This is a genomic window from Pannonibacter sp. CBAS1226, assembly GCF_055685825.1.
Map to the genome: position 1 here is coordinate 344,342 of NZ_JBVOUO010000006.1, position 11,958 is coordinate 356,299.

Here is an 11,958-nt window from a genome sequence, read left to right on the forward strand (position 1 = left end):
CTGTTGGGTGGAAGAAACTCCCGCCGGGCCGGTCGGCGAAGCCGCGGCCGGTGTCGGGGCGGCAGCCTCGACGCGGGAGTTTTTGTAACACAACATCCATCTTGCCTCCCCCCTGTGACACGAAAACCCTCCCCCGCTTATGGGGTCGGTCCACAGGGTGGAGTGGATTCGGACTGACAGGTCAGACACTTAATGCCAGTGATGGACAACGCGATACTAACCGCAATCGCCCTTCTTCACAAGCCACAACACCTGCCCACAGCCACCAACAACAGACGCCGCCGAAACCCAGCACAGCGCAAGCGGGCGGACGGAGGCGCGTCAGCGCCGTCGTGGCCGCTCGAACACTGCCGGCGGACAGGCATGCGAAAACCCCGCCGGGTCGCCCCGACGGGGTTCGCTCGGGCCGCCGTCGGTCAGGCGGCGTGGAACCAGTGCTCGCGCGCGTCGAACGGCCGGCGGGTGTCGATGATGCTCATGACGCAGCCGTTCGGGCTGAGGCCGCGCTCGAAGGCGGCGAGCACCGTGGCGTAGTCGTCGTCGGCCAGGTCGGCGCCGGTCTCGATAAGGTGCAGGTCCTCCACGGTGATCAGGAACTCGTCCCAGGTCAGCTCGTAGTCGGTGTCGATGGTGTGCAGGGTGTTCATGGTTTGCCTCCTTCCGTTGCTGTGGCCGCGACCGCGGCCTTCCATGGGCAACGTGAGGCGTCGGCAAGGGCGTCCAGCCGCACCCGAAGGGCGAAGCGCAGCGGCAGACGGCGAGGCCCGTCTTTCTTGGAGCGCAGCGATCGCGAGGAAGGCGCCATCGGCGCCGGGGAAGAAAGTCGGGCGGCGCCGTTGCGGCGGACGCCGCCGACGTCAGTTTGCCCAGTTGGAAGGCCCGCATCGGTCGCGTGCCTCGGAAGGTGGCATACCCCGCCCTGCATGCCCGACCACCGACCCGCTGACCGTGAGGACGTCAGTCGCCGGGGTGACCGTCGCCGCCATAAGACCCGTGTCGGCCGACCGACGCCTGTGCCGGGGCCAGCTCGCCACGTCGCGCCTCGCAGACGCCGCTCGTCAGAAGCAGCGTCGCGCCAGCGGAGCCCGATGCGAGCCGCCTACGTCTGACCGCATGACGCACCGGCCGCCGACCCCGCGTCCGTCGAGGGGATACTGGCGGAAAACGCGGTCGAGGCCGCCCTTGGCGAGGGCGGCCTCGTTCCAAGCAGCGCTTACCACCAAGAGGTGTAGAACACCGTCTTCCCTTCGGCGATGGCCGCGCGGGCCTTCTCGATGAAGGCGAGGTCGCCCTCGGTCTCGCTGCCATCGGACTCGCCGAAGAAGAACCCGGACGTATTCGGCAGCGCGTTCGCGCGGATGTCGGCCTCCAGCCGGTCGAGGTCGTCGGCCGTCAGCGCGACGTTGACGCAGTTGAAGTCGATGTCGCAGCCGCCCTTCGCATAGTAGAGGTTTTCCATCCAGCCATGCAGGTTGGGGTGCTTCCGCCAGTAGGCGAGGTCAGTGGCATTCTCGGTGGTGAAGTCCACCTCGGCCGTGATTGGCTCGGCGGTGGTGAAGGCGTACATATCCAGTCCCATGATGATCTCCTTTCGGTCGTTGGTTGCGCGTCCTGACGGACGCGACCGAAAGGGCGGGCGGCATGAGCCGCTGCCGTCCTGACCAACACGGGCGGGGCACCGACCCGCTGGTGCGGGCAGGTCATGGACGGCAAGGCGCCGCCTGCCAGGACGCGGAACCTCCAAAGGACGGGCAACCGACCGGAAGGGGGCGGGACTGGATGCCTGCGCCCTCCGCCGAAGAGCCACCGATGGGACACAGGAAAAGCCCCCGCCGCCGAAGCGACGGGGGCGGAACGCACCGTCAGTCGAGGCGGGTGTCGAGCTGACCGTCGCCCTGCCATGGGCGCTCGGTGATGAGGTAGCCAAGGCGGTTGACGAAGTGGAAGCCGGACAGAAGGTAGAGACCATCGTCGTCATCGCTGCTGACGAGCGTCCAGACGCAAGCCGGGTCGGCCGCACGAACGGCATCGAGTTCGGGGCCGAAGGTCTCGAACATGCAGCCGTCGAACGGCGCATCCGTGCGGAGGGTGTTGCGGATCGGACAGTAGGCGTCGCGCCAATCGTCGTAGCTGAGAGCGGGCGCGGTCGGCGTCGGCTCGGGATTGGCCGTCTCGCGGGCGAGTTCCTGAAGGGCAAGCTTGAAGCCCGTGGCGATGCCGTCGGCCTCCTTCCATGCATCCCAGTCATCGGAATCGTCGGTGTCTTCGGCAGTCGCGAGGCGGCGGTCGGCGTCTTCGGCGAGGCGTGCGGCCTCGGCGTGGAGGCGTTGCAGATGGGTGTCGGTCAAAGTGATCATGTCGAAATCGTCCATTCGTCAATTCGTTAATCTTTCGGGGAAGGCAGCGCCGCCCGCCGTCGGGCGGGCGGCGTCGCCTGCGGTCAGCGGCTCCAGATGAGGGCGAAGCCTTTGTCCTGCTCGACCAGGTTGGCGTAGATCGGGGCGGCGAAGCTCGGGTCGTCCAGCTTGACCGAGATGTACTCGTTGCCGCCCTTGGAGGTGCGGTGCCAGGCCGCGCCGATCTCGACAGCGCCCGCTTTGACGCGGAAGTCGGGGGCGGCGTCTGCGGTTTTCTCGACGCTGGTGATCGCGACCTTGGTGGCCTTGACGCCGAGGGTCTGGATGGTGCCGGTGAAGCCGCTGTCGGTCTTGGTGAAGGTGCCGATGGTTGCCATGATGTAAGTCTCCTTTGTTTGGTTCTGGCGGTCGCGCCCATCGCGACCTTTCCATGGCCCATGAGAGAGACCGTCGAAGCACGGCCCCGCACCCCAAGAGGCGCGGAGGGGCGAAGCCCCGACCGGGACACGAAGCGGGCGAAGCGAAGCGGCAGACGGCAAGCGGGCTGTTTCTTGTCTCGCGAGGAATGACCGAAGGTCAGGGGAAGAAACTGACCGCGCGCCGTTGCGGGGACGGGCGACGGGCTCAGATGTGGCCATGAGAGGAAAGGACGCAGGTGGGCGGCTGATCCGCGCCAAACAGAGGCAAGACGCGCTGGCGACCTCGGCCTCCTTCGCCCGACACGCGGCCCATCGGCCTCCGTCCCCTCACAGCTTCCGGCCAAATCGCATCCCCTGCGCACCGAGAAACCGCCCTGCCCCCTGACGGGAGCGAGGCGGCGCTGTGGGTCGGTGTTTGGCCGCACCGCCCTCGATGCGGCACACGGGATCGTGGGTCAGCGGGGCTTCGACCCGGCTCGGATCGCCCGAATGATCCAACCGACCAACAGCAGGACATAAAACAGGCCCAGGGCTGCCAGCGGCGCGACGACCAGTACCGCGATGAAGGCATCGGCGCTGCCGGTTCGGGTGCTGACGAAGGCGGCGAGGATGATGAGCGCGAGGGTCACGATGATCGGCATGGCGATGGCTCCCCGACCGTCAGGGTGACGGCGGCGGGCCACGGAACGCAGCCAGCAGCTTGCCGATGATCCAGAGCACGATGGCGGTGACGGGAATGACGAAGGGTACGGCGACAATGGTCCAGAGGAAGTTCTCCGGATTGCCCGTGACGTGGGCGATGTAGGCGGCGAGGACAAAGAGCGCGATTGCGCCAAGGATGGTGGGCATGGGGCACCTGTCGGATGAGGAATTGACGAAATGAGGAAAGGACGAAGCCCGCCCGTCATGGGCGGGCTTCGCTGGACGGGTCAGGCCGCGTGGGCGGGCTGCACGTCCTCGGCGACGGCGGGCGTGGGGAAACCGTCGCCAATCGCGTCATCGGCCTCGATGTCGGCCTCGACCTCGGACGCTTCCTCGGCCGCGTCGCCGCTCTCCACCTCCACCCCGCCGAAGCACATGGCCTCGGGCAGCCACGCATTGGCGCGGGCTTTCAGGTCGGCGGCGATCCGCTTGTCATCGGCGGCGCAACGCTCGAAGTGACGGGCAAGGGCAGCGGCCAACTGCGTCTTGTTGTAGTCCTTGAGCGCTCCGAGACGGGTCACAGCACCCGTCTCCTTGGCGATGGCCTCCAGCTGATCCTTGCGGCGGCGGGTGAGGAACGCCTCGTCGGGGCACCAATGATCCCGCATCGACACCCCGAGATCGCTGGCCACGCGGTTGAACAGGCTCGCGCCCGCGTCCAGCGCGTCCATGTTGCCCTGACCGAAGGTCAGCGTGGTCAGAAGCAGATGCAGCGCATCGAGCGCGGCTTCATCGAGGGCGGTCACGGCCTCGTAGAGCGCCAGCGGCTCCTTCTGGGGGCGCAAGAGCGTCTCCCATGCCCCACGGTCGGGTGCGGGATAGCGGCTGGTGAGCGTAGCGGCGATGTCGAGCGCCTCCATCACCGCCTGCGCCGCGCCTTCCACATTGGCGTAGGTCTCCGGCTGGCTATCCTCGCCCGCGAAATATCCCAGCGCGGGATGGGCATCGAGGCGCACCCGCGCCGTCCAGTCACAGGCGTTCAGCATTGTCACCACGGCCACCTCCCGCGCCTTGCGGGGGTTCGCCAGAAGCCCCGCCATGACGGCGAGCGACTTGTGGGCGGCGACCATGCGGATGACCGCGCCCGTGTATTCGGGCTTTTCTTTCGGCGCGGCGGGATGCTCGGCAGTCTCTTCCGCGACGCTCGGGCGCACCTCGCGGCGCACGAGCCCCTCCCGCACCTCGACACGGCCTGACGGCTTGAAGTGGATCACCACCCCGCCCGTCTCGCCCTGCTCGGCATCGGCGTCCCGATACTGCCACCAAGCGGCGTAGTTTTCGGTGAGGATGTCCACGAAGGCGGCACCCGCCTCGCGGTGATGCGCGGCCAGCGCCTCCACGGCCTCGGTCTGGAGCCGAAGGAACTGCTCGGCATCGTCGAAGACGGTCGCGTCCTCGTCCGCGAACAGGTCGGATGTGGTCGTGCCCTCGTAGCGATCCAGCGGAAAGATCGCCAAGGACAGGGCAGGCTTCTCGCCCGTCAGCCAGTCGCGGATGTCGTCGGCATCGTAGCGAAAGCCGCTGTCCAGCCGCTCGATGACGGCGCGCTGCTGCTCGGCGCTACCCAGCGTCAGCGCCTCGGCGGCGGCAAGGGAAATCTCCCCTTCCCGCACACGCGCCTTCACCTCGTCGGTGAGGCTCGCCAGCGCCACGCGGCGCTTTACGGTGAGCACCGACACGCCCGCTTTCGCGGCCACATCCTCAAGGCTGGCACCCGCGCCCAACAGGGTGGCGAACGCCTCGGCCTCGTCCATGGGCGCAAGCTGCTCCCGCTGGATGTTCTCGACGGTGGCCAGACGCAAAGCGTCGGCCTCGGTCAGATCGGCGCGCACCTCGACGGGCACGGGATAGTCCTTCCCGATGTCGCCGCGCTCCACCAACAGGGCAAGCGCGCGCCAGCGCCGTTCGCCAGAAACGATGCGGAACTTCCGCCCGTCGCGGCGCACAACGAGGTTTTGCAACAGGCCGTCCGCCTTGATCGAGGCGGCAAGCCCCTCAATGGCAGCGGCGTCCATGCTGCGGCGGGGATTGGCGCCCTCGGCAAGGGCGAGTTTCGAGAAGGGGATGGTTTCGATGGTCATGGTTTTCGTCCTTTCGTGATTTCGTTAAGCCGTGCCCGCCCAGTCACCGAAGCGGGCGGGTTGGTTCAGGCGTTGGTGATGGCGCTGTCGGCTGGCGCGGCCTGTGCCGCCGCCATGCGGTAGATGAGGCGGGTGCCCCATTCGTCGCCGTGGTCGATGACCAGCGTTTGCGGGTCGGGGAAACGGCAAAGACGGGCGGGCGGGAAGTCCAGCCACGTCTTTCCGCCGCCCCTATCGGGCATGGTGAACCACACCCCGTTGGTCTGGACGTGGGCGACGGTGCGGCGTTGGGCGCCGCAATCCTGCTGGTTATCGATGTACTGGAACGTCCAGCACGGATGCGCCAGCAGGGCGCGCTTGAAGTCGGCAAGGCATTTCATGGTCTGCCCCCCGACTACGCGACGATACGGCCAGCAAGCCGCGCGTCTGCGGCGTAGGCCGTCAGACTCTTGGTCGGCGTGAAATGCTCGTCACGCTCGATGGTCAGCCCAGCGGGGCCACGAATGGCGGCAAGTTCCGAGAGCCGCACGCTGCCCAGTTCAGGGCATCCGAAGCCCAGATCGCAAAGGCCGAAGGCGATATCCTCGTCCTCGGGGTCGATCTCCGAGAGAAGCCACGTCGCGGCTCCCCACGGGCAGAACAGCTTCACCACAGGCCAGAAGTCGTGGGTATCACCGTCTGCGTCGATCCGCGCGGCGTTTTCCCGTCCTTTAGCAAGCATCCGGGCGCGTTGCCCGTCAGTCAGCAGCGCGACAGCGCTGCCTTGTTTCGTCGTCGTGTCGTTCATTGGCTCAATCCTCCGTTCAGTCGTTCAAGGCTGCGAAGGACACCCACGCCCCGCGCATTACCCTCTGCCCAGCGGCGAGCGACGACAGACGGTGAAGTGTGAGGACGTGCTTGGATTGAGCCTGGCGGCGTCGCGCCGACATCCGACGGGCTCCAAGGGAGCCGCCCCGTCAGGGGGCATCCGGCCAACACGGGAGGGCGGCGTCAGCCGCCCGAATGGAGTGGGCAGGCCGGACGGCGATCTTGGGCAAGCCCGGCGGGGTCGGCACAAGCTGGCAGAAGAGGGTATCGCGCCAAGGCGCGATCAGAAGATCAACTACGGCCCGAAGGGCCGTCCGCTGCCGCCGCGTCGGGCAGCGTCAGCGCGGGTCCCGGTGCGGCGGCGATGGGGCGTTGCGGGGTGAAATCCCGCTTGAAAGGGGTGTGCCGAAGACAGTTTGGCTGAGGCCAGGGGAAAGGCCTTTCCCCCCGCGATGCTGGTATCACGCTGTAGAACGCCATCCAAACGCGGTGGGATTGACGCGCTCAAAGACAGTGTCCAAGATGTAACAGCAGACCTTGGTCGTGTCGAAAAGCTGAAAATACCGCCGCCAGCCTGCCTCCGCCCGACGACGACGCAGGCCATCATCGCGAAGGTGCCGGTCGAGTTCAGAAAGCAAGCTGGCCTCGTCGCTATAGAACACCACTTCTTCGTCGCTAAAGAACTCGTCCAAGCCCGTTGCGCGATCAACAAACGTCAGCAACCCGCATCCCATCACCTGCGCGATACGGTCAGATGAATAGAGGTAGTGATCGTTGCGGCGGCTCACGTTGAGCGCCATGGCCGATGTGGCGAGGGCATCCTCGAAATCTGCTCCGAACTTGTGTGGCGCGCCAAGGATGCCAGGAAAGTCGGCGCGGAGGTCCGGTATTGCGTCCTTGATCTTAGTCGCGAGCGTATTGGCAGTGGTTTCGATGCCGGCGTGGAAGCGTGGGACCGTGCCAGAGCCGGATGCAAAGAAGAGGTCCGTCCGAAGTTTCTCACGCGGGTGAGCGAATGCGCGGAACCGTTCGATAGACGGATCGGCCGGATTTGGCAGATAGGCCACCTTGTGACCGGGAGCGCCCAACTCCATCAACCTCGCGCCTGCAGTCGAAACGAAGGTATAATCGACCCAATCGATTTTCGCCCTCAAGCGCTCGACGTTGTCGTGCTCGAAGAGAGCATCGACGTTCCATTGGGCGATCTTGATACCGGGCCGGTTGGCGCGGATTTCGTCGAGCGTTTCCGGCCAGATGACATCGGCGTGGCCGAGCAAGACGAGATCAGGGCGGAATCGCCATGCCAGTTCCACCAGCTTTCGGTTCGCTGGACGGATGCCGAATTTGCGACTCCCAAAAATGTTGGACGCCCGCGCCACATCGCGATCGCTGAAGTTGAGGACGTTGTGCCCGAGCCGCGTCAGGCCGTTGCTGATCTTGAACGAGGTCGAGAAGAAACCTGCACCCTTGGGCTTCAGGGAGAAGTTGGCGACATGAATGATGCGTAGCGGCCGTATTGCGTCCAAAATGGTGTGTATACTGAAGATTAAATGTAGAAAGCCCCCGACAGGCGGGGGCTTTCCGACTGGCTACAAAGCCTTGGAGTGCCTGTAGCATGAAAATAGTAATCGATATTTCCAATTATCGCAATCCTCCGCAAAAGACAAAGCCCCGCCGAAGCGGGGCTTTGCATCAAACCTCAAGGGTTTGATTGGGTAGCTTAGTTGCCCAGGCTGTTGGTGAGTTCGACGCGGTTCGCACCAATCAGGCGCACACGGCGTAGGGCGTTGTTGTAGTGACCGGCTGCGTCGTTAGCATCCAGAACGACATCGGCGTGGGTGATCGTACCAGTGTCGATACCGCCCAACGCGGCACCATCGTCGCGGGCTTGGATGGCAAAGTCGACTACGTACTCACCGAAACCGGTGTCCACGTTGACGTCCAGATCAAGCAGGCTGGTCAAGGGAACCGGGCTGATGGTCAGAACAGCGCCGTCGTTGACAGCAATACCTGCCAAGGCGCCACTACCAGCGGCAGAGTAGGACAGCAGGGTCGAGCTGGCAGCTTGAGCGGTAGCGGCAGCCAGCGTCAGGTGGCCGACATCGCCGTCATCAATGTCTGCGCCGGTCAAACCATCCTTGTCGAACTTCACGGTCAGGATGGGCGTGGTGTTCCCATTGACGGTGAAGGTGAGCGTGGCATCAGCCGTGGCGTTCGTGATCAGACCGCCAGCCCAAGTCACGGCAAGACCGCAGAGATCATCGCACTCATAGGCGTTGTTGTTATAGGTGATCGACGCAGCGGCCGAGTTGACGGCGGCAATCGAGATCGAGATTTCCCGAGCCGGGAAAGCGTAGAAGCTGCCCGATTGGCCCAGGTAACCGTTGGCGGTTGCACCACCGAACAGGGTACCGAGAGGAGAACCGGTGTCAGATACGTCGAAGGCGGCCGAGGTCGAACTGACCACGCCAGCAGCACCGGTGCCGAACAGGGCGGCCTTGTCGATTGTCAGAAGCGCAGCGCTGCTCGACAGATCGGTGCCAGCCACATCAGCCATGATGGTGGCTTCGCCGCTGTCCAGCAGGTTGTTGTTGTTGGCGTCATACCAGGCCAGCGGGAGATAGGTGCCGTCAGCGACGTCAACGAAGGTTACTTCCGTGATCGAGGCTGCGGTGGCCAGAGAGTTCGATACGATCGTGGCGGTGCGCATGTAGACGGGCTTCAGGTCCAAGGCGCTGCGGAACAGACCAACCTTGACGTTGAAGTTGCCGACGTTAGCGGGGAGCACTGAGCTAGGACCACCAAAGGCCAAGCCCTTCACGCCCACGGTCACGTTAGGAACGAGGTTTGAGTCCACGTCGTTGCGAGCAACCGAGATCGGTACAGGCAGGCGAGAGACGCCAACCTCGTTGCCGTTCACAACGACATCAGCCGCGCGCAGGAAGAAGTTGAACGCTGGGAGGGCAATCGAGCCGCCGGTCGAAACGATCGGCTGCATGGGCACGACGGGATCTACGCCGCCCAACGCGAAGCCGATGCCTGCGGCGGGGTCAACGTCACCCATGACGAGAACCTGACGCCCGAACTCAGCGCCAAAGCCATCCGTGGTCCCGAAGGTCAACGGCGTGGTGTCGGAGACGGTGGCCGTCTCCGCAGCAACACGGATATCGCCGAAGGTCACCAACATGGTGCGATAGGTGCCAGCGTTAGGCGCGCGGACAGGCAGGGCGGTGCCAGCCTTGTTCGCGTTCAGCAGGTCCAGCGTCCGGGTCGCCGCTTCGCCGATCCCGGCTGCGGGGTGATAGATGGTGATGCGGTCAGGCGACGTGCCATTTTCCATCACTTCGATTTTGTCGATGACTACCGTGAACGACACAGCCGAGGCCGAAGCAGCCCCGAGCAGCATGCCCGCTGCGGCGAAGGTCGCGGCAAAATGCTTTCTGAAATTCATGAATCTCACTCCTTATTTCTAATCCGGTCGTTAGCCGTCGTTTCCGATGACAAAGGCATTGCCGTTGCCCTTATTATCATCGTCGCACGCCGAGACACCGAGAGCCGCAGCACAGACGACAGCCAAAACAAGCAGTCTTCTAAAAATGATCATTTCCTTTATCCTTTTACGTTGTATTGCAATAACAACGTGGTCATTTTAAGCATCGCGGACTCAATCTCGTAATGTTCATTTTATGAACAAGCGATATTCTCTATTTTCTCCCGACCCCCTGTCGCAAAGATGCCGCACATAACGAAAGACCCCGCCGAAGCGGGGTCTCCGATGTGTTGCGCTGTCAGATGCCGTGACAGCGCATGACTGCTTAGAACTTCACGCGGAGGTTCATGGCATACATGTGGATGTTGTCGTAGTTGGCGCCGGTCTGATCAAGGTCCAGCATGCGCCACATGCCGGCGAGGCTTACGCCATTGCCCATGTTGTACTGGGCGCCGATGCCCCAAGCGGTGGCATCATGGTCGGCAGCACCGATCAGCATGTCGCTGTGGTGCGCGTAGTCAGCGGCCACCTCGAAAGCATCCCAGGTATAGCCCAGCTTCACGTAATAGAAGCTCGGATCGTCTACGCCGGCGGTCTTCCGTTCCAGACCTTGTTGGCCGTAGCCAAAGGTCGCACCGATACCGCTGTCATGCTTGACCGACACCGAACCCGCCCACTGGTGAGTAAGATCGTTGTTGGCAGTGGTGGGCTGGCTGTTGAATGCAACGTATCCGACGCCACCACGAACCTCGAAGGCATCGATCTTGCCGCTGTACAGCAGGGCAACGTCCATATCGCCGCCCTGAGCTACAGCAGCGCGCGCTTGGAAGCCGTTGAAGATGGGCGAGTCGTAGCGGATGGTTTGGGTGCGGTCGTCGGCGTGCGAGCGCGATCCGATGCCATCGAGGTTGTCGAACACATCGCGCACGCGAACACCGGTCAAAGCGCCGGTGTTATTGCGGAATTGAAGGGCGCCGCCAAAGCGATCAACACCCGAACCCAGCACGTCGTCAGCCCCAGCGATGTCAATCTCGGTGATGCCGTCGGTCGCGGTGCTGGTGCGGCCCAGGAAGATTGCGCCCCAGTTACCAGCCAAGCCAACGCGAGTATGGCGCTCGGTCAGGAAGGAGCCGCCAGCAAAGGCGTTTACCGGCGTCGAAGACTGACCGGGGGTCGTGTTCTGGGTGATGGTGTTGGACTCGCCTCCGAGACCGTCCTGGACTTCTACTTCCAACAGCACCGAAGCGGTCAGGCCGTTCGAAAGAGCTTGCGAGCCACGAAGGCCGAAACGGGTCGAGGATTTGTCGTTGTCAACGAAGTTCACTTCGGTATCGCGACCGTCGTCGTATACCAGAACCGACTTGTTGACTTGACCGTACATGTCAACATCTACGGCAGCAGCAGTGGCGGCATTCAGGGCCACAATTGCGGTGCCAGCAAGAAGAAGGGACTTTTTCATTACGATTTCCTTTAAATTGCTTGTTAGGAATACGCAGATTTAAGCAAGATGATTTGCTGTTGTCGACAGTTATGCGAAGTAATGGATGTTTTCGCTACATGCCCATATGGCAAATTAGCAACATAGTTGATGCAGAGAATATGAGTATCAATTATTGGAAGCGCGCAGAAAAGCGAAGATTAGTGATTGGAGTAATGACGTGCCAAGAAGCCCTTTTCGAAATGTATTGATTATCAAGCGGGCAGACATCCGGGACGCCAGCGATACGCTGGCGCTCATCGACCAGGCGCGCACCGAGCACGGCCTGTCTATCGGGTCGATTTGCAGAGCCGCTGGTGTATCCCTGACGGCCTATTACCAGTGGCGTTCGGGACGGGGCATCATGCCGGAGACGGAGGCGGCGGTGCGCGCCGCGATCCGTCGACTGGTCAAGCGTCCCCGGTCGATGTCGGAAGTCCCGAAATGAGGCCGCCTAAGCGGCGGCCTCGGTGATGTCGGCTGCCTGCAGCCCGGCGAGGAAGTCGGTGGCCTTGGCGGCGGCGCTGGCGGCGGTGAAGATGGCCTTCTTGTCGGCCTTGAGGACCTTGAGTAATCCGCAGCAGTCCATAATGTGAAGGAACGCGGCGTCAACGCTTGGAATCCG

At 63.5% G+C, this 11,958-nt stretch carries 13 protein-coding genes; 1 reads left to right on the forward strand and 12 read right to left on the reverse strand.

Translation table 11 applies throughout. The features are described 5' to 3' along the window. Nucleotides 1-416 precede the first annotated feature (416 nt). The 12 genes from AC0CMF_RS18295 to AC0CMF_RS18350 form a co-directional block, all read right to left on the reverse strand. Nucleotides 417-647 (reverse strand): hypothetical protein, encoded by a 231-nt coding sequence (locus AC0CMF_RS18295; protein ID WP_071923364.1) that lies wholly within the window; start codon nucleotides 645-647, stop codon nucleotides 417-419. 566 nt (nucleotides 648-1,213) lie between these two features. Continuing rightward, nucleotides 1,214-1,579 (reverse strand): phosphoglycerate kinase, encoded by a 366-nt coding sequence (locus AC0CMF_RS18300; RefSeq protein WP_472482367.1) that lies wholly within the window; start codon nucleotides 1,577-1,579, stop codon nucleotides 1,214-1,216. A gap of 283 nt (nucleotides 1,580-1,862) precedes the next feature. Further along, on the reverse strand, nucleotides 1,863-2,372 hold the full coding sequence (locus AC0CMF_RS18305; RefSeq protein WP_472482369.1) for a hypothetical protein: 510 nt from the start codon (nucleotides 2,370-2,372) through the stop codon (nucleotides 1,863-1,865). A 68-nt stretch (nucleotides 2,373-2,440) separates the two neighbouring features. Then, on the reverse strand, nucleotides 2,441-2,734 hold the full coding sequence (locus tag AC0CMF_RS18310) for a DUF736 domain-containing protein (RefSeq protein WP_023433005.1): 294 nt from the start codon (nucleotides 2,732-2,734) through the stop codon (nucleotides 2,441-2,443). A 497-nt stretch (nucleotides 2,735-3,231) separates the two neighbouring features. Further along, nucleotides 3,232-3,417: a hypothetical protein gene (locus tag AC0CMF_RS18315; RefSeq protein WP_472482371.1), complete on the reverse strand. Its 186-nt coding sequence runs from the start codon at nucleotides 3,415-3,417 to the stop codon at nucleotides 3,232-3,234. 19 nt (nucleotides 3,418-3,436) lie between these two features. After that, on the reverse strand, nucleotides 3,437-3,625 hold the full coding sequence (locus AC0CMF_RS18320) for a hypothetical protein (RefSeq protein ID WP_472482373.1): 189 nt from the start codon (nucleotides 3,623-3,625) through the stop codon (nucleotides 3,437-3,439). 80 nt (nucleotides 3,626-3,705) lie between these two features. Next, entirely contained in the window at nucleotides 3,706-5,559 is a 1,854-nt protein-coding gene (locus tag AC0CMF_RS18325; RefSeq protein ID WP_472482375.1) for a ParB/RepB/Spo0J family partition protein, read from the reverse strand. Between the two features lie 65 nt (nucleotides 5,560-5,624). Continuing rightward, nucleotides 5,625-5,939, reverse strand: coding sequence for a hypothetical protein (locus AC0CMF_RS18330; protein WP_472482377.1), 315 nt, complete (start codon nucleotides 5,937-5,939; stop codon nucleotides 5,625-5,627). A gap of 14 nt (nucleotides 5,940-5,953) precedes the next feature. Then, a complete protein-coding gene (locus AC0CMF_RS18335) occupies nucleotides 5,954-6,346 on the reverse strand; it encodes a DUF2958 domain-containing protein (RefSeq protein ID WP_472482379.1) in 393 nt (130 codons plus the stop codon). A gap of 481 nt (nucleotides 6,347-6,827) precedes the next feature. After that, a complete protein-coding gene (locus tag AC0CMF_RS18340; RefSeq protein ID WP_472482381.1) occupies nucleotides 6,828-7,892 on the reverse strand; it encodes a glycosyltransferase family protein in 1,065 nt (354 codons plus the stop codon). A 194-nt stretch (nucleotides 7,893-8,086) separates the two neighbouring features. After that, the gene (locus AC0CMF_RS18345) at nucleotides 8,087-9,817 is read right to left on the reverse strand and encodes a hypothetical protein (protein ID WP_472482383.1); all 1,731 of its coding nucleotides are present in this window, start codon (nucleotides 9,815-9,817) and stop codon (nucleotides 8,087-8,089) included. 364 nt (nucleotides 9,818-10,181) lie between these two features. After that, the gene (locus AC0CMF_RS18350) at nucleotides 10,182-11,315 is read right to left on the reverse strand and encodes a porin (protein WP_472482385.1); all 1,134 of its coding nucleotides are present in this window, start codon (nucleotides 11,313-11,315) and stop codon (nucleotides 10,182-10,184) included. Nucleotides 11,316-11,469: 154 nt separating this feature from the next. Between AC0CMF_RS18350 and AC0CMF_RS18355 the strand changes: the two genes are divergently transcribed. Further along, nucleotides 11,470-11,781 (forward strand): transposase, encoded by a 312-nt coding sequence (locus AC0CMF_RS18355; RefSeq protein WP_472482387.1) that lies wholly within the window; start codon nucleotides 11,470-11,472, stop codon nucleotides 11,779-11,781. Nucleotides 11,782-11,958: the final 177 nt, after the last annotated feature.

What these genes read in the sequence shown, in the direction of transcription:
- AC0CMF_RS18295 (WP_071923364.1), bottom strand. Translation starts at nt 647, where the DNA reads ATGAACACCCTGCACACCATCGACACCGACTACGAGCTGACCTGGGAC.
- AC0CMF_RS18300 (WP_472482367.1), bottom strand. Translation starts at nt 1,579, where the DNA reads ATGGGACTGGATATGTACGCCTTCACCACCGCCGAGCCAATCACGGCC.
- AC0CMF_RS18305 (WP_472482369.1), bottom strand. Translation starts at nt 2,372, where the DNA reads ATGGACGATTTCGACATGATCACTTTGACCGACACCCATCTGCAACGC.
- AC0CMF_RS18310 (WP_023433005.1), bottom strand. Translation starts at nt 2,734, where the DNA reads ATGGCAACCATCGGCACCTTCACCAAGACCGACAGCGGCTTCACCGGC.
- AC0CMF_RS18315 (WP_472482371.1), bottom strand. Translation starts at nt 3,417, where the DNA reads ATGCCGATCATCGTGACCCTCGCGCTCATCATCCTCGCCGCCTTCGTC.
- AC0CMF_RS18320 (WP_472482373.1), bottom strand. Translation starts at nt 3,625, where the DNA reads ATGCCCACCATCCTTGGCGCAATCGCGCTCTTTGTCCTCGCCGCCTAC.
- AC0CMF_RS18325 (WP_472482375.1), bottom strand. Translation starts at nt 5,559, where the DNA reads ATGACCATCGAAACCATCCCCTTCTCGAAACTCGCCCTTGCCGAGGGC.
- AC0CMF_RS18330 (WP_472482377.1), bottom strand. Translation starts at nt 5,939, where the DNA reads ATGAAATGCCTTGCCGACTTCAAGCGCGCCCTGCTGGCGCATCCGTGC.
- AC0CMF_RS18335 (WP_472482379.1), bottom strand. Translation starts at nt 6,346, where the DNA reads ATGAACGACACGACGACGAAACAAGGCAGCGCTGTCGCGCTGCTGACT.
- AC0CMF_RS18345 (WP_472482383.1), bottom strand. Translation starts at nt 9,817, where the DNA reads ATGAATTTCAGAAAGCATTTTGCCGCGACCTTCGCCGCAGCGGGCATG.
- AC0CMF_RS18350 (WP_472482385.1), bottom strand. Translation starts at nt 11,315, where the DNA reads ATGAAAAAGTCCCTTCTTCTTGCTGGCACCGCAATTGTGGCCCTGAAT.